Source organism: Vasconcelosia minhoensis LEGE 07310 (genome assembly GCF_015207255.1).
Classification (GTDB): Bacteria; Cyanobacteriota; Cyanobacteriia; order Phormidesmidales; family Phormidesmidaceae; genus Vasconcelosia; species Vasconcelosia minhoensis.
In genome coordinates this window covers 1-15358 of the sequence record NZ_JADEXG010000068.1, presented here as the reverse complement: position 1 = coordinate 15358, position 15358 = coordinate 1, and the positions used below count along the sequence as shown (strand labels likewise).

Sequence of the window (15358 nt, the reverse complement as noted above, 5' to 3'; positions counted from 1 at the left end):
TGGCTGACAAAGGCCGATTTCTGTATCCACCATGACTCAACCCCCCTACCGTCCCGAAGATGACCGCAGCGGGCAGGAGCGCCGGAGCGCGATCGCGCAGCGCAACGCCGCCCTGGCTCGAACGATCAGCATCATCTATTACCTGGCCGGGGCGCTAGAAATTTTGCTGCTGCTGCGCTTCATTCTGCGAATTGCCGGAGCCAATCCTGACAACGCCTTCGCCCGCGTCATCTACGGGCTCTCGAATATTTTTGTGGCCCCGTTTGCCAACCTGTTTCAGACACCCGTGCTCGACCCGGACCAGGCCTTTGATATCAATGCGCTGATTGCGCTAGTCGTCTACGCGCTATTGGCCTGGCTGGTGGCGCGGCTGGTATGGATTATTTGGAGCGATAATCCTTAGAAATTGGCCTGGATTTGGTTCCAGTGTTCCCAGAAAGCTGTCCCCAGAAAGTGGCAGAGCCGGAGAATCCAGTCTCCGGCTCAGATCGGAACTAGCCAATCTTATGGTCCGCCGCCACGATCACTTCTTTGAACGTTTCTTCCGACGCTTCAGAATCGATGGTAACTGTCTTAGCGTCACTGTCAACGTTGACCGTTGCCTTGGGTTCCGTGGTCAGAATGGTCTCTTTTAGCTGTTCGGCGGATTTCTGGTCGGTTAGCGTCGGGACTGAAAATTTAAACTGCATATGCGCTCCATGGAAATTTGAAATCGCCTCTAAAAAATTAGAGCCGCTCTCCAGCATGGGCGATCGCCTATGCTAGTCTAATCTGTCTAGGGAGCGATCCTACGACGGCGCGTAGCTATGTCTATGGGTAGAGCGACCAGATCGCACCGATTAGGCAACCCCAATTTTGGACCGAAAGGCAAAGATAATGCTGACGATCGCAGCCAGCAGCACCAGCCAAAAGGCCAGGGCTAAATTCGTCATCTGCTTTGCTCGTACCCCGGCCCACCACTGGCGGGGGCGCACATCCTGCACCAGTAGGGTCAGCACCGCCGCCAGGTTCAGGCAGATAATATTCACTGAAACCAGCAGCAGCGTTCCCACCGCAGCGCTCCAATGGCCGGCGCCGACCAGCAGGCCGAGGACCACCACAGGCGGCAGCAGCGCCACTGAAACCATGACGCCGACAATCGCCCGCCGCTCGCCAATGGTCAGCGAGACGGCCCCGGCTATCCCCGAAGCAAAGGCCAGCAGCAGGTCGGCTGGGGAGACATAGATCCGGGAGGCAATTTCCGGCAGGTTAGGACTGACCGGCACCAGCAGGCCCACCAGGCAGGAAAAGGTCAGGGTGACAAAAATGCCGGTGAGCCCTTCCTTCAGGGTGCGCCAGGCCAGCCTGACGTCGCCCAGGGAGGTGGCCACGGCCAGGGCCATATTTGGCTTGAGTAGGGGCGCGAGCACCATTGCCCCGATAATCACGGCCTGATTGCCGCGCAGGATGCCAATCGCCGCGATCGCGGTTGACAGCACAATCATCAGCATCTGATTTTCTGAAAACTGGAGGTCGTCGGTCACCCGGCCATAGATTTCTTCTCGAAAGATGCGCGGTTTTGCCGCTGTGTCTTCGTCGTCTGCCAGCGACTGCTTCGCTGTTTCGGGCAGCGGAGGGCGCGGGATGCAGGCTTCGACCGGCAGTAAGATGAGCTGGAACTGGCTATCGTCAGCAAACTGGGCGAGCAGTTCGTCGATTACCGATTCGGCCTGATTGGCGTAGAGCAGCAGCCGAAAGAGCTGCTGCCCCGGCAGCCGCTGCTGCCACACCTCCATCACCGCTTTTTCCTCAATCAGCGTTTTGATGTCCTTTGCTTTGGACTCTGGAATGCGAATTTCAACCAGCCTTAGACTCATCTAAACGATTACTCAGTAGATATCAATAGTTCCTTACCTCAGCAGTATAGGAATATTCGCTTCCTAACAGCGTCGGTCAGGAGAGGGCTGCAACGGCTTGGCCCATACGCTCAACCGCCCGTTCAATATTCTCTAGCGAGTTGGCGTAGGAGAACCGTAGGTAGCCCTTGCCCCAGTGGCCGAAGGAGGAACCCGGCAATCCCGCAACGCCGGCCTCTGCGAGTAGATAGTCGGCCAGTTCCCGGTCGTTGAGCCGCAGCTGACTGACGTTGGGGAAGGCATAGAAGGCCCCAGCCGGTCGCTGGCAGCAGATGCCGTCAATCTGATTCAGGCCGGCGACCAGCGCGTCTCGGCGCTGCCGAAACTGGTCTGCCATTTCCGTCACAAAATCTTGCGGGCCGGTCAGCGCTGCCGCTCCAGCCATCTGGATAAACGAACAGGTGCAGGAGTTGGAATTAATCATCAGCTGCGCTAGCTTTTGCGCGATCGCGACCGGCGCCACCGCATAGCCTAGCCGCCAGCCGGTCATCGCATAGGTTTTGGAATGGCCGTCGAGCAAAATGGTCCGCTCGGCCATGCCGGGCAGGCTGGCAATGCTGATATGGGCGTGGTCGTAGAGCAGCCGGGAGTAGATTTCGTCGGCCAGGATATAGAAGTTGTGTCGCTGGGCCAGCTGCGCGATCGCGTCCAGCTCCGTCCGGGTCAAAAATCCCCCGGTTGGGTTGTGGGGCGAATTGAGAATGAGCAGCTTGGTACGGTCTGAGACCGCCGCTTGCAGGTCTTCCAGCCGGCAGCGAAAGTCGGTGGATTCCCTTAGCGGCAGGGGCACGGGTTTGGCCCCGACAAAGCTGATCACCGACTCATAGATTGGAAAGCCCGGATTGGGATAGACCACCTCGTCGTCGCTGTCCACCAGGGCCAGGAGGGTGAAAAAGATCACCGGCTTGGCCCCCGGCATCACCACCACGTTCTCAAGATTGACCGGGAACTGGCGGCTGGCGGTAATGTGCGCCGCGATTGCCGCCCTCAGCTCCGGCAGCCCCGCCGCTGGCCCATAGCCGGTATAGCCCGCCTGCATCGCCCGGTAGGCAGCCTCGCAAATGTGCGGCGCCGTCGGAAAATCAGGCTGGCCGATTTCCAGATGAATCACATCGCGCCCCTGCGCCTCCAGCTGCTTCGCCTTGGCGGCGTATTCAAAGGCCGACTCAGTCCCCAGCCGGGCCATTCGAGAGGCAAATAGCGTCATTGATGCTCCTTAATCAACATCCATCAAAGCTGCCAGATTGTTTTACGCTAAAAGATGCTGATGCAGCTATCTATAGCGGCACTTAAATGTACTTACTGACACATCAGCTTTTTAAGTTTGAAATTTAAGATACTAGCCTGGAGATTTAAGATACTAGCCTGAGATTTAAAATACTGAGGCGAGTTTACATCGGCCTCGCCACCAGATTACTGAGTCACTATGCAGCTCGTCCACCGCTTACAGTTCGACAATCTGCGGGGAGATCTGTTTGGCGGGTTAACCGCTGCTATCGTAGCCTTGCCGCTGGCCCTGGCCTTTGGGGTGACTTCGGGGGCTGGCGCGATCGCGGGCCTCTATGGGGCTGTCTTTACCGGATTTTTTGCGGCGCTGTTTGGCGGTACTCCCTCCCAGGTGTCTGGGCCGACCGGCCCCATGACCGTGGTGATGGCCACCGTATTTGCCAAGCTAGTCGCCGAAAACCCCGAGAACGGGATGGCGATGGCCTTTACGGCAGTCATTCTGAGCGGGATGTTTCAAATTGTGTTTGGGGTGTTGCGGCTGGGGCAGTTCATTACCCTGATGCCCTACACGGTCATCTCCGGCTTTATGTCCGGCATTGGGGTGATTATCGTCACGCTACAGCTCGCGCCTTTGCTGGGATATCCGGCCCAGAGCGGCGTGGTTTCAGGATTGCAGCAGCTGCCCGAGGCCCTAGCAAATCCCCAACCCGGCACCGCTGGGCTGGGGATTTTAACCCTGGCTATCGTATTCGGCTGGTCGGGCAAACTGGCCAAGCTGGTCCCCTCACCGCTGGTGGCGCTGATTGTTTGCACTGCGGTCTCGGCACTGGTCTTTCCCAACAGCGACATTGCCCTGATTGGCGACATTCCTCAGGGGTTTCCCCAGCTCCAGTGGCCGCGACTCAACCTCAGTCAGATCGGAAATATTGTCGGCTATGGTCTAATGCTGGCCACCCTGGGGGCGATTGACTCGCTATTGACCTCTCTGGTGGCTGATAATATCACCCGCACCCGGCATAACTCTGAACAAGAGCTGATCGGCCAGGGGATTGGCAACCTCCTGTCTGGATTATTTGGCGGGCTCCCCGGCGCCGGGGCCACGATGCGCACCGTGATCAATGTCCAAGCGGGAGGGCGTACCCCCCTGTCGGGGATGTTTCATGCCCTGATTTTGCTGTGCATTGTGCTGTGGGCGGGGGAGATCACGGCCCAAATTCCCCATGCGGTACTCGCCGGGATTTTGATCAAAGTGGGGATTCAAATCATCGACTGGAGCTTCCTGTGGCGCGTCTGCCAGGTGTCTATGCGAGCTGCCCTAGTCACCTATGGGGTGCTGCTCCTGACCGTCTTTGTCGATCTGATCACCGCCGTTGTCGTGGGCGCCTTTGTGGCCAATATGCTGACGATTCATCGATTGACCAGCATTCAAGTCGAACAGGTTCGGGCGGTAACCGATCCCGATGACGATCCCGGCGTTGCCTTGACCCCGGAAGAGCGGCAGCTGATGCATCAGGGCCAGGGGCGGATTATGCTGATTCAAATGAGCGGACCCATGAGCTATGGTGCAGCCAGAACCATCGCCTATCACATGGGTCGGGACTGTGATGCATTGATTCTCGATTTGAGTCATGTGCCGCTGGTAGGCGTAACGGCGGCGATGACCATCGAAGCCGAAATTAGAACGGCCCGTCGTCGATTACAGCACAAGATTTACATCGTTGGGGCTACCGGACAGGTGAAGGAGCGGCTGCGACGGTTTCGGGTGCAAAAAACGCTGCCAGCAGAGAATTTTCTACCCAGCTGCGATGCTGCCCTAGCGCTGGCGCTGGGATTGCCCGAAGCAGGGACTTCAACCCCGGTACCCATGGTTTCTTCTTTTCCAGGGTCTCAGCCCCAAGAGTCTCAGGCTAACTAAGCCTAACCAGGCTAAATCGTGACTGGAGACTCCACATAAATTGTCGGCTCCTCCACCGTAAACTTAATTCCGTAGGTGCTGAGCTTTTTGGCAATTTTGTCGCTGGCCAGCTCCAGCAGCCGCTTCCTCAGCTCAATCGAATTTTCGCTGGAGCCCAGGATGAAAAAGGTGGTGCGGGCTCGCATGGAAGGCCGCCGGCCGTTATCGCTGCCGACCGTCGTAAACGAAATGCTGGTGCTGCCCGGGTCGATACCAAACAGGGACTCGGTACTCTGGGTCACCACCTGCTTCACCAGGGCGGCGTCCTGCTCGTCCAGCGGCTGCTCAAAGTCCAGATAGAGCATCACCATCACCTTCTTGCCACGGGTGATGTTTTCAATATCCAGGTTGGCCAAAATCGAGTTGGGGATCACCACTACCGTGCTCTTGGCGGAGGTGCGCAGCTTGGTCGAGCGTAGGCCAATCGACTCAATTCGGCCGTAGACGTCGGGGGCGTGGGGGTTCAGCGCCACCCGGATATAGTCTCCCGGGATAAACGGCCGGTCCAGATAAAGCACAATCGTACTCAGCAGCTGTTCGAGGATTTTTTGGGCGGCAAACGCGATCGCCAACCCACCAATTCCCAAGCTCGCCACTAGCCCCACCAGGTTAAACTGCTGGCTCTGGGCAAAGGCAATCACCGCAATAAAGCCAATCGCCAGATTCACCAGGGTTTCGAGCACCAGCAGCAGCTCGTCTACCTCCCGCCCTAGCCGCCGCAGCAGGTCAATGCCATACACCCGGACGAACTGTCGAAACAGGCAGGAGGCCAGCCAGGCCAGGCTAGCAATTACCGCTAGCTCGGCGAAGGGCTCTAAAAAATTGTGCAGGCCGAGGTAGTCTTCCTGTAGCCAGGCCAGCGAGAGCAGAATCAGAATCGACGTTCCCGCCATCCGAAAGACGCCCCGAATCGGGTCGATCAGGCCGTCGTAAATGGCCGAGACCTGCTCCTTTGAGACCCGATGAATGACAAAGCGTACTAGCGTCGGCGTGTACCGTCCCACAATCAGCGATAGTAGGACCGAGATCAGAAAAATGACGATGTTGGGAAGGGCCAGCAGCTCAGCCCAGAAGGACTGTCTGAAGGTTTCAATAAAGCGGGTGAGGTTCATACTCAGGCAAGAGACGGACTAAATCGTAATCGGCGAATCGACATAGATCGTAGGCTCTTCGATATCAAAGGCAATGCCGTATTCCTTCAGCTGACGGGTAATATTCTGATTGGCAATATCCAGCAGCTGGCGGCGAATATTCATCGACACGTCGCCCGACCCCAGGATGAAAAAAGTGGTTTGAGCCTGGGTGCGCTGTAGCTCCAGGTTTTCCTCAAAAACGATATCGGTGTTGCGGGCATCGAGGCCGAAAATGTCCTGGGTGCTCTCCAAAATCACCTGGCGGATCAGCGCCTGCTCATCCTGGGGAATCCGCCGGTAGAAGTTGAGATAGAGAATCGCCATCACCTTCTTGGCGCCAGTGAAGTTCTCAATCGTGGACTGAATCAGCGCGTTGTTCGGCACGATCGCCAGGGTACCCTTGCCTGAGGTGCGAATTTTGGTTGAGCGCAGCCCGATCGACTCCACCCGGCCATAGGTGCTGTCGGGCAGGCCGATATAGTCATCAACGCTGAAGGGCCGATCGATATAGATCACCACGCCGCCCAGCAGCTGCTCCAGCACCTTTTGGGCCGAAAAGGCAACGGCCAGGCCGCCAACGCCCAAACTCGCCAGCAGGCCAATCACGTTAAAGTCATGGGTCTGGCCAAAGGTCAGCGCCAGAATGACGACGATGGCGAAGTTGGCAAAAAACTTCGCCAGCACCAAGAATTCGCTATTGGCCTTGCGCCCGCTCCGCGCCGCCGCGTCGAGCAGATAGCGGTCGAAATATTCCTTAAACAGCCGCGAGCCCAGCCAGCCCAGCGTCAGCGTCAGTACCAGGGTGACCGGCAGCTCGACCGAACGGTACCAGGGCACCTGCAAAAACAGCTTGAAAAATAGCCAAACTATCCCATCCAGCAGCACCAGCGCAATCACGCTGCCCAGCAGCCGCCGTCGGGGCTCAATCACCTTGCTATAGAAGCCTTTGACCTCAGGAGTCGCCAGATATTTAATGCTCAAGTTGAGCAGCAGCGACCCCAGCTGTCCAACCGCGAAAACCACCGCAACCGTCCCCGCAAATAGCAGGCTAATCTGAATCAAAATACTTTCGCGGACGGTTTCCAGCACAGGGGTTAACATAGTCGCTTTGACGCCTCAATTCTACGACAGGCAATCTTCCGAGCCCTCACTTCTATTTGTAATATAGAGTCTTCTCTACTATCTCTACCCACCGACCCATGACTCCAATTCAAAATTATGGCCAAAATCAGGCCAAGCGGCTGCTTTACGACCTCATGTTTGGCAGTGCGCAGCCCCGAGCCGGTCAGGACTGGGCAGATGACGTTTGGGGACTGAGCCCGACCCTAGGCGAAAGCGCCGCGATCGCGCTTGAGGTTTTGGACAAGCTGATCGAAACTTGCTCAGCCGCCCAGCTGCAAGCGCTCCTTCAGGACCTCCACAATGCCTACCCAGAGATGATTCAAGACCTCGGATCGGCCCAGGAATGGCAGTCCTTGGGGCAGGGCAGTCGCCCTGAGCGAAACTAAACTGCACTGAATAGTTCAGTTTTTGGGAATGGTACAATTCAGCGTAAGACTGGTAGGACAGCCGCCAGCGCTGAACGGCTGTGATGTAGCCGCCCAATTTTTGCCCTTAAGCCCAAGCCTGTGACCTTAACCCGCCGCCCAGAACGTAAAAAATCCTATGCTAAGACAGAGGCCATCTTAGACGGGGCGATGCAGGAGTTTTTGGCTAACGGATTTGCGGCCACCAGTATGGACCGGGTGGCCGCAACGGCGGGGGTTTCCAAAGCCACGGTCTACAGTCACTTCCAGGATAAAATGGGGCTATTTACCGCCCTAGTCTACCGGCTGGCCGAAGAAAAGTTTAGCGCCGTTTTCGACCCCCGCGACCCTGACTGCTTAGCGGGCGAGCCTCGGCAGGTGTTGCGCCGGGTCGCCAACGATATGTTTGACCAGGTGCACCGCAATCCGCAAACCTGCGAGTTCATGCGCGTAATCGTTGGTGAATCGGGCCGCTTTCCCGAGCTGGCGACGCCCTACATTGAGCATGTCGCTAAGCCCATCTTCGAAGCCCTGACCCGCTACCTGACCGCGCGCACTGAGCTACAGCTGGCCGATCCAGAGGCGACGGCTCGCACTTTTATTGGCACGCTGGTATACCACATCATTGTGCAGCGGGTGCTGCACGGCGAAGCGCTGATGCCCATGGAGCGCGATCGGATCGTCGAAAATTTGCTGAACCTGATTGTGCCTGCAGATAAATCTGAGGTATCCGAGGTATCTGATGTATCTGGGGCTACCTGAACTCGCCCCTATTACCATCGATAACAAGTTTTTATTGCCAGCAGAGTATTCATTCAAAATTGCTCAAAGTCAAGGAACTTTTCAGGAATTTGCTTATCTTAAACATTAAGCCCTGCGTTACATAATCAAGATTATGTGGGTGACGCATTGGCAGCGCCATGTTAGCTCTGCTGTCGATTTCACAGCAGCTCAGCAGTCGGGTGTCCCTCAGCGCTGGGGACCGAGCCCATCACGGAACCGAGCTCTATGCAAAATTCTCAGGTTGCAGCCCGTCAATCTAGACCGCGGCGGACTGCGTTTGACCGCCTGCGACAGGGGTGGTCATTTGTCGCCAAAGTAATTTTGACTCAGGCGCTGCTGGTGGGGCTACCGGCGATTTTCTACTACGGTTTGCAGCGGGGCGGCGTTGTGCTGACCCCGCTGCATCGGCTGATTGCCACCCTGTATTTGCTGAGCTCGCTGTGGCTGATTGTAGAAACCGCGATCGCTAGCTTTCGCCGCTTTGCGGTGCAGCCTAAACAGCGGCAGATAGGCTTCGCTGAGCCTCTTTCGGCCAGTCTCAAAGCGAGTCTAGGCATTCATGGGGCAGAACTGCCCGAGCCCAGCCGCCCGGTCCCGCGCTGCTCGTTTATTGTGGCGGCCTATCTGCCCAACGAGCAGGACATCATCATGACGACGGTGCACCATCTGCTGCGGCAGATTCAGCGACCCGCGGCCGGAATGGAAGTGATTTTGGCTTATAACACGCCAGTGGCGCTACCGCTTGAGCAGACGCTGCGGCAGCTGGCTCAGGCTTACCCCAGCTTTCGCCTGCTGTGGGTCGAGGACAGCCAATCCAAGGCCGAAAATATCAATGCGGCGCTGCAAATCGTCAGCGGCGAGGTCACCTGCATCCTCGATGCCGATCACCATCCGGCCATCGACTGCTGGCCCCGGGCCTGGCGCTGGCTCGATCAGGGCTACGACGTGGTGCAGGGCCGAAATGTGATTCGCAACTATAGACAAAACTGGCTGACCGGGCTGATTGCGCTAGAGTTTGACTCGATCTACAGCATCAGCCACTCGGCCAAGTCGCTGATTATGGATATGTCGGTGTTCGGCGGCTCCAACGGCTACTGGCGGACCGAGGTGCTGCGCCAGGTGCGGTTCAACCCGACCATGCTGACCGAGGACATCGACGCCTCGGTGCGCACCCTGCTACAGGGCTATCGGATTGTCCACGATCGCAGTATTGTCGTGACCGAACTGGCTCCGGCGACGCTGAAGGGATTCTGGTCCCAGCGCAAACGCTGGGCTCAGGGTTGGTTAGAAATCAGCGTGAAATATCAGCGGCGGTTTTGGAAATCAGGCCGGCTTTCTGCCGGGCAGAAGGTGTTTTGGACCTATCTGCTGTACTACCGGGAGCTGTTTCCGCTGCTGGCAATGCAGACCCTACCGATGCTCGCCAGCCTGTGGCTGCTACAGGGGTCGCTGGGGGCGCTTAACCAGGGCTATCTGTGGGTGACAACTGAGGTAACGGTGCTCAGCATTGTGCTGCAAACGCTGGTGATTTCTAAACTAGCGGCAACCCGCTATCCCTTGGGTCATTTTCTGCGCTATGTGCTGCTGACACCCTTCTATGCAACGCTGAAAAACGCGATCGCGACCGTCGCCCTCTACGACCATCTGAAGGGCCAAACCGACTGGGTGGTGACGCCCCGCGATGTCCCCGTCCCGGCATCGGCAGAGCCGCCGCCCTACCCGCTGTCCCAGGTCGCCCAGACAGCCCAAACTTCCCGGTCATAAGCAATTTCAACAATGCGCCATCCGTTAACTGCTGCTCATTCATCAAACCGGCTGGCCTGGCTGGAAGGCCTGCGGATCCTGGCAGCGGTGATGATCCTGCTCTACCACGGCCAGCTGCTGTTTATCGACTATCGCTATACGCCCCAGCCCACGGGCCTGCTCGATAATCTCCAGGGCCTGATTCCGGCTCAGGTGGCGCCAGCCGCCTTTTGGGGGCATTTACTGGCCGCGCCGACGCTGTTTGGCTTTCAGTTTGTCGATGTCTTTGTCATGATCAGTGGCTTCAGCCTGATGCTGTCACTGCGGCAGCAATCGCTCTCGCTGCTACCCTTCTGGCGCAGGCGGCTGCTGCGCATTCTCTGGCCCTTCTGGACGGTGGCCTGGGCCAGCTATCCGGTGCTCTGGGCGATTGGTGTTGCTACCCAGAGCTATGTGCCCAGCCTTTGGCATATCTTTGCCGGGGCCACCTTCCCGTTGCTGTTCGACTATCGCGGTTCGCTGCTGCTGCCGACCAGCGGCCCCTGGTGGTTTGTGCCGCTGATCGTTAGCTTCACGCTGGTGTTTCCGCTGCTGCACTGGCTGCAGCAGCGCTGGGGCAGCCGCAATCTGCTGTTCGCCAGTCTGGCAGTGACGCTGACCTATCGCATCCTGGCGATTTACAGCTTCGGCGGCCATCCCACCTACGCCATTTTTGACAACTCCAACGCTGAGCAGCCGTTCCAGGTCTTTTTGGCGAAGCTCAGCACCTTTGTCGTGGGAATGGTGGTGGCCCGCCAATACCAGCGCGGCCAGGGAGCGCTATTCTGGCCACAGACTCGGAAGCTGACGGTGGGTGCCGGGCTCTATGGGGTGGGCTTTATCAGTCAGTTTTACAAGCTGGGCTGGGTGTTTTGTGACCTGCTGCTGCCGCTAGGGCTGACGCTGCTCTGCGGGACGATGATGGCCGCGATCGCGACCCGGCCCACCGCTCGCACGGTGCTGATCCGAGCTGGCCGACATAGCTACAGCTTTTTCTTAATTCACAATTTCGTCGTCGATCGGACGCTAAACCTGGTTGTCCAGGGCATCGGCAGCCGCTATGTCAGCCTGCTGCTGCCGATGATTGCCCTGACCTACGGCCTGGCAGTGGTGGCCGATCGGCTTCAGCCTTTGCTCATACGGATCCTACAACACCTCTGGCGCGACCTAGACTATCTCCTGTCGGCGTCAGCGCCCAGGACGCAGCAGGATTGGACGCCGATCGTTGGCGATCGGGTCGTCTACACCGGCAGAACAGACTGGGAAATCTTACAGATCGAGATTTTGCTAGACGACGGAAACTGCTATCTCTGTAAGATTACGAATCAGCATCAGTCCCTTTGGGTCAGTCAGGAGCGGCTCACGCCCATCACCGCGCAAGTCCCTGACAGCTTTACGGAAGCAGCACTGGTCGTAAAAAACCGAAAAAAACCCTCTAATGGATAATGCAAATTCGGCCCGTCTATCGGATACTAGACGCTATCCGCTTCGTCAAAATCGATTCTATTCCTCATCCCTTCGACGCGAGTCGAGAAAACTATGGCTCATGCTATTGAGTTTGCGCTGTTTGCGCCTTACAACGAAGGCGCTGCCCTGATAGGAGATTTCTCAGACTGGGAACCCGTTGCCATGACGAAGGGGAAAGACGGCTACTTTCGGACCAAGATAGAGCTAGAAGACGGAGACCATCAGTACAAATTTAGGGTGCAGTCCAAGTCCTGGTTCTTTGAACCGGATGAATGGAAAGATGTCATCGATCCCTACGCCCGGAATATCGACGATCCGTCCCAGAATAGCGTTGTGCGGATCAAGGGCGGCGATCGCATTGTCGATACCTATATGTGGCAGCATGACAATGTGCCCCTGCCCAGCGATCGCGAACTGGTCATCTACGAACTCCACGTCGGCGACTTTACCGGCGGCGAGGACGATCCCAAAACTCGGGGACAGTATCAGCACATGGTCGAAAAGCTAGACTACCTGGTCGAGTTGGGGATTAATGCGATTGAGCTGATGCCAATTCAAGAATATCCGGGCGACTACAGCTGGGGCTACAACCCCCGTCACTTTTTCGCGACGGAGTCTAGCTACGGGACGACTGAAGGGCTAAAGCAGATGATCGACGAATGTCACGGACGCGGTATTCGGGTGATTATGGATGGCATTTTCAACCATTCCGAGGCCGAGAGCCCGCTCACCCAGATCGACCATGACTACTGGTATTACCACGAGCCCAAAGATCCGGACAACAACTGGGGACCCGAGTTTAACTACGAACACTATGACGAAAACTTGGACGTCAAACCCGCCTGGAAATTTGTCGGCGACGTGGTGCGTTTCTGGATTGAGGAATACCACATCGACGGCATTCGCTACGACGCCGCCCGTCAGATTGGCAACTACGACTTTATGCATTGGATTGTCAACGAAGCCAAGCAGGCTGCAGGCAGCAAGCCATTTTACAACATCGCCGAATTTATTCCTGAGAATGCCAGCGTGACCAACAGCGATGGGCCGATGGACGGCTGCTGGCACGATAGCTTCTACCATACGGTGACGCCCCATATCTACGGCGACCGGTTTGACCTGACGGATCTTGAAGAAGTGCTCGACTGTCGGCGCCAGGGATTTTTGGGTAGCACCAACGTCGTCAACTATCTCTCGAACCACGATCAGACCCGGATGATGGTGGACTTAGCAGAACGGCAGATCTTTGACGACGAAGCCTTTAAGCGAGTCAGGCTGGGCGTCGCTTTGCTGATGACGGCGGTGGGTATTCCCCTAATCTGGATGGGCGAAGAGCTGGGCGAATACACCCCCAAGGATCTGGGGGCATCGAAGCTCAACTGGGGACTGCTAGGCAATGACAGCAACCAGGCGCTGTTTGAAAACGTTAAGGGCCTGATTCACCTGCGGCGAGAAAACCAGGCGCTCTACACCGAAAATATCAGCTTCTTTCACGAAAATGCCGAAGGCAGAGTATTGGCCTACGTCCGCTGGAATGATGAGGGCTCAAGGGTTGCGATCGTCACTAATTTCTCTGACCAGTTTTTGAAAGACTACCACATTGATCGTTTTCCCGAGGCGGGCACCTGGCACGAATGGACGGGCGAATACGATGTCGAAATCGACGGCGGCGGCTTAACTTTGGACCTGGGCTCTTACGAAGCCAAGGTATTCGTCTGGAGCCCTTAGCGACCCAGGTTGACGGCGTAGGCCAGGGCTGCTTGCTGAGCCGGAGTGATGGCGTCGAAGCCGAAGGTTGCGATCGCAATCGGACTCATTTCCGCCTGGGTCGAAAACAGGGTTTCCCCCCTGGGATTTTTCAAAGCCGTCTTGCCGTTTTGCGTCGTTACCGTGTAGAGCAACTGCTTATCTGCTGCGGTTATCGCATAGCCCTGATCGATTGGCCGAATCTGGTAGAGGGCAGTGCCGCTGCTGCGCTCCAGCCTAAAGCCACCGTCGGTCTGCGGCTCTAGGGTAAACAGCGCCTTTGACCGCTGGGGCGGCTGGATCTGCCAGGTCTCCCCTTGAGCGATGACATAGCCCACCGTCTGGTTTTGCGCATCTCGGATCTGCACATTCTGGTTTTCATCGAGAATCAGCTGCGTCAGGTCGCCGTTGGCATTGTCAATGAACTTAGCGCCGCTGGGCTTGAGCTGGAAGAAGCGCTCCGATCCATTGTCCTGACGCAGGCTGAGTTTGTCGCCCAGCACAGAAGGAACAGTGGAAGGTGGCGCTTTTTTCAATTGGGTTTCAGGACCGCTGCCAGGACTGACCGCAACAGTCGGGGAGTCGGCAGTCGGCTGACTGCGATCGGCGGGCACGTCGGCATTGGGGGTGAGGCTACAGCCGTTGACAGCAACCGCAGCAGCCAAACTCAGGCTGTAAAGCGAATGGCGAAGCTGAATTTTCATGACAGGGGATCTACCACCGGCAGCTTTACCTTCAGCGGCTCAACCCCTGTGGGAGACTATAAAGGAACTCTATCTCGATCCTAGCGCATGGCCCAGGGCAGCTTCCAGCCGTTTTTCCACACCACGCCGCCTGAGGCGCTGGGCGAACTGGTGCAGCAGCGGGTGACGATTGGCGATCTCGCCTTCAACCTCACCTACCCCGGCAGCGCCGACGCCCTGCTCGACCATCCCAGCACCCAAACCGCCTTTGACGCCGACCAGTACCTGCCCTACTGGGCCGAGCTCTGGCCCGCAGCGCTGATGCTGAGCCGGGCGCTGGTACAGGAAACCTGGCCCCCCGACTGGACGGCCCTAGAGATTGGCTGCGGGGTAGGGCTGCCGGGAATCACGGCCCTGTCGCTGGGAATGCGGGTGATCTTCAGCGACTACGACGCTACCGCCCTTCAGTTCGCCGCCCGCAACGCCGAGGCCAACGGCTTCAGCCGCTTTGAAACCCTACCGATGGACTGGCGCTGCCCGCCGCCAGACCTCCGGGTTCCCCTGATCCTGGCCGCCGATGTGATTTACGAAGAGCGCCATCTCACCCCGCTGGTCCAGCTCATCCAGTCCGCCCTAACCCCGGACGGGATGTGCTGGCTGAGCGACCCCGACCGCCCAATGCGCAAAGCCTTCCAACGAGCGCTGACCGCTGCCGATCTCACGGTTCACGCTGAGGCGGCCAGCGCCTTGGGCTCTGAAGGTCAGGAAGTGACAGGTCAGCTGTATCGCATTCGACGTCATTCTGGTTCGTTCAGGGCGGGCTGAGACGAGGGTCGCTTGAGCCATTTAAAAACCACCCAGGCGAAGAGCAAAAACTTGATCGCGGTGGTGAAGACAATGCTGAAGTCTGACTCCAGCCGCGGCACGGTAAAGATGGCCGGGGTCTGGATTACCGTATTTTCGCTGGTGACCAGCAGGAAAATGGCGAGATTGTTAGCAGTATGCAGCCCGATGGCCAGCTCTAGCGAATTATCTTTGACCAAAACTAATGGGATTCAAGCCCCGCCCTTTCAGGGCGGCTTTGAGTTTGGATGTATTGCTTCAGGATCTCCAAAGGAGCACCGCCTACAGAGCCAGCTGAATAGCTTGGACTCCACAGCGC

The 15358-nt window shown here is 57.4% G+C and carries 16 protein-coding genes; 8 read left to right on the top strand and 8 right to left on the bottom strand.

All coding sequences use genetic code 11. The annotated features are described in order from the left end of the window. Positions 1-31: 31 nt before the first annotated feature. Positions 32-403, top strand: a complete 372-nt coding sequence (locus IQ241_RS21325; RefSeq protein ID WP_193911124.1) for a YggT family protein — start codon at positions 32-34, stop codon at positions 401-403. A 91-nt stretch (positions 404-494) separates the two neighbouring features. Here IQ241_RS21325 and IQ241_RS21320 read toward each other — a convergent pair whose 3' ends face one another. The 3 genes from IQ241_RS21320 to IQ241_RS21310 all read right to left on the bottom strand — a co-directional run bounded on the left by IQ241_RS21320 (position 495) and on the right by IQ241_RS21310 (position 3102). Further along, positions 495-689 (bottom strand): cation transporter, encoded by a 195-nt coding sequence (locus tag IQ241_RS21320; RefSeq protein WP_193911122.1) that lies wholly within the window; start codon positions 687-689, stop codon positions 495-497. 150 nt (positions 690-839) lie between these two features. Further along, the gene (locus IQ241_RS21315; RefSeq protein ID WP_193911120.1) at positions 840-1856 is read right to left on the bottom strand and encodes a TIGR00341 family protein; all 1017 of its coding nucleotides are present in this window, start codon (positions 1854-1856) and stop codon (positions 840-842) included. A 76-nt stretch (positions 1857-1932) separates the two neighbouring features. Beyond that, the gene (locus IQ241_RS21310; protein ID WP_193911118.1) at positions 1933-3102 is read right to left on the bottom strand and encodes a pyridoxal phosphate-dependent aminotransferase; all 1170 of its coding nucleotides are present in this window, start codon (positions 3100-3102) and stop codon (positions 1933-1935) included. A 219-nt stretch (positions 3103-3321) separates the two neighbouring features. On the opposite strand from IQ241_RS21310, the gene IQ241_RS21305 reads away from it, so the two are divergent. Then, complete coding sequence (locus tag IQ241_RS21305; RefSeq protein ID WP_193911116.1) at positions 3322-5037, top strand: SulP family inorganic anion transporter; 1716 nt, start codon at positions 3322-3324, stop codon at positions 5035-5037. Positions 5038-5048: 11 nt separating this feature from the next. Here the strand turns inward: IQ241_RS21305 and IQ241_RS21300 are convergent, their stop codons facing one another. Together IQ241_RS21300 and IQ241_RS21295 are read right to left on the bottom strand one after the other, a co-directional pair. After that, positions 5049-6188 carry a mechanosensitive ion channel family protein gene (locus IQ241_RS21300; RefSeq protein WP_193911114.1) on the bottom strand — a complete coding sequence of 380 codons (1140 nt, stop codon included), beginning with the start codon at positions 6186-6188 and terminating at the stop codon, positions 5049-5051. Positions 6189-6206: 18 nt separating this feature from the next. Then, entirely contained in the window at positions 6207-7310 is a 1104-nt protein-coding gene (locus IQ241_RS21295; RefSeq protein ID WP_193911112.1) for a mechanosensitive ion channel family protein, read from the bottom strand. A gap of 98 nt (positions 7311-7408) precedes the next feature. On the opposite strand from IQ241_RS21295, the gene IQ241_RS21290 reads away from it, so the two are divergent. From IQ241_RS21290 to IQ241_RS21270, 5 genes are all read left to right on the top strand, one after another. Continuing rightward, positions 7409-7717 (top strand): hypothetical protein, encoded by a 309-nt coding sequence (locus IQ241_RS21290; protein WP_193911110.1) that lies wholly within the window; start codon positions 7409-7411, stop codon positions 7715-7717. Positions 7718-7837: 120 nt separating this feature from the next. Then, positions 7838-8497, top strand: coding sequence for a TetR/AcrR family transcriptional regulator (locus tag IQ241_RS21285; RefSeq protein WP_322743738.1), 660 nt, complete (start codon positions 7838-7840; stop codon positions 8495-8497). A 246-nt stretch (positions 8498-8743) separates the two neighbouring features. Further along, on the top strand, positions 8744-10282 hold the full coding sequence (locus IQ241_RS21280) for a glycosyltransferase family 2 protein (RefSeq protein ID WP_193911107.1): 1539 nt from the start codon (positions 8744-8746) through the stop codon (positions 10280-10282). 12 nt (positions 10283-10294) lie between these two features. After that, on the top strand, positions 10295-11746 hold the full coding sequence (locus IQ241_RS21275) for an acyltransferase family protein (RefSeq protein WP_193911105.1): 1452 nt from the start codon (positions 10295-10297) through the stop codon (positions 11744-11746). A gap of 93 nt (positions 11747-11839) precedes the next feature. Continuing rightward, positions 11840-13495: an alpha-amylase family glycosyl hydrolase gene (locus IQ241_RS21270; RefSeq protein WP_193911103.1), complete on the top strand. Its 1656-nt coding sequence runs from the start codon at positions 11840-11842 to the stop codon at positions 13493-13495. On the opposite strand, the gene IQ241_RS21265 is transcribed toward IQ241_RS21270, so the two are convergent. Continuing rightward, positions 13492-14217: a hypothetical protein gene (locus IQ241_RS21265; RefSeq protein WP_193911102.1), complete on the bottom strand. Its 726-nt coding sequence runs from the start codon at positions 14215-14217 to the stop codon at positions 13492-13494. The genes IQ241_RS21270 and IQ241_RS21265 overlap by 4 nt on opposite strands. A gap of 87 nt (positions 14218-14304) precedes the next feature. On the opposite strand from IQ241_RS21265, the gene IQ241_RS21260 reads away from it, so the two are divergent. Beyond that, positions 14305-15021 carry a class I SAM-dependent methyltransferase gene (locus IQ241_RS21260; protein ID WP_193911100.1) on the top strand — a complete coding sequence of 239 codons (717 nt, stop codon included), beginning with the start codon at positions 14305-14307 and terminating at the stop codon, positions 15019-15021. Here IQ241_RS21260 and IQ241_RS21255 read toward each other — a convergent pair. Then, entirely contained in the window at positions 14994-15239 is a 246-nt protein-coding gene (locus IQ241_RS21255) for a hypothetical protein (RefSeq protein ID WP_193911098.1), read from the bottom strand. The genes IQ241_RS21260 and IQ241_RS21255 overlap by 28 nt on opposite strands. Positions 15240-15241: 2 nt before the next feature. Then, the coding region (locus tag IQ241_RS26750) for a transposase (protein ID WP_193911096.1) at positions 15242-15358 on the bottom strand (117 nt) is incomplete at its 5' end.

What these genes read in the sequence shown, in the direction of transcription:
- IQ241_RS21260 (WP_193911100.1), top strand. Translation starts at nt 14,305, where the DNA reads ATGGCCCAGGGCAGCTTCCAGCCGTTTTTCCACACCACGCCGCCTGAG.
- IQ241_RS21315 (WP_193911120.1), bottom strand. Translation starts at nt 1,856, where the DNA reads ATGAGTCTAAGGCTGGTTGAAATTCGCATTCCAGAGTCCAAAGCAAAG.
- IQ241_RS21310 (WP_193911118.1), bottom strand. Translation starts at nt 3,102, where the DNA reads ATGACGCTATTTGCCTCTCGAATGGCCCGGCTGGGGACTGAGTCGGCC.
- IQ241_RS21265 (WP_193911102.1), bottom strand. Translation starts at nt 14,217, where the DNA reads ATGAAAATTCAGCTTCGCCATTCGCTTTACAGCCTGAGTTTGGCTGCT.
- IQ241_RS21270 (WP_193911103.1), top strand. Translation starts at nt 11,840, where the DNA reads ATGGCTCATGCTATTGAGTTTGCGCTGTTTGCGCCTTACAACGAAGGC.
- IQ241_RS21275 (WP_193911105.1), top strand. Translation starts at nt 10,295, where the DNA reads ATGCGCCATCCGTTAACTGCTGCTCATTCATCAAACCGGCTGGCCTGG.
- IQ241_RS21325 (WP_193911124.1), top strand. Translation starts at nt 32, where the DNA reads ATGACTCAACCCCCCTACCGTCCCGAAGATGACCGCAGCGGGCAGGAG.
- IQ241_RS21305 (WP_193911116.1), top strand. Translation starts at nt 3,322, where the DNA reads ATGCAGCTCGTCCACCGCTTACAGTTCGACAATCTGCGGGGAGATCTG.
- IQ241_RS21290 (WP_193911110.1), top strand. Translation starts at nt 7,409, where the DNA reads ATGACTCCAATTCAAAATTATGGCCAAAATCAGGCCAAGCGGCTGCTT.
- IQ241_RS21320 (WP_193911122.1), bottom strand. Translation starts at nt 689, where the DNA reads ATGCAGTTTAAATTTTCAGTCCCGACGCTAACCGACCAGAAATCCGCC.
- IQ241_RS21295 (WP_193911112.1), bottom strand. Translation starts at nt 7,310, where the DNA reads ATGTTAACCCCTGTGCTGGAAACCGTCCGCGAAAGTATTTTGATTCAG.
- IQ241_RS21300 (WP_193911114.1), bottom strand. Translation starts at nt 6,188, where the DNA reads ATGAACCTCACCCGCTTTATTGAAACCTTCAGACAGTCCTTCTGGGCT.
- IQ241_RS21280 (WP_193911107.1), top strand. Translation starts at nt 8,744, where the DNA reads ATGCAAAATTCTCAGGTTGCAGCCCGTCAATCTAGACCGCGGCGGACT.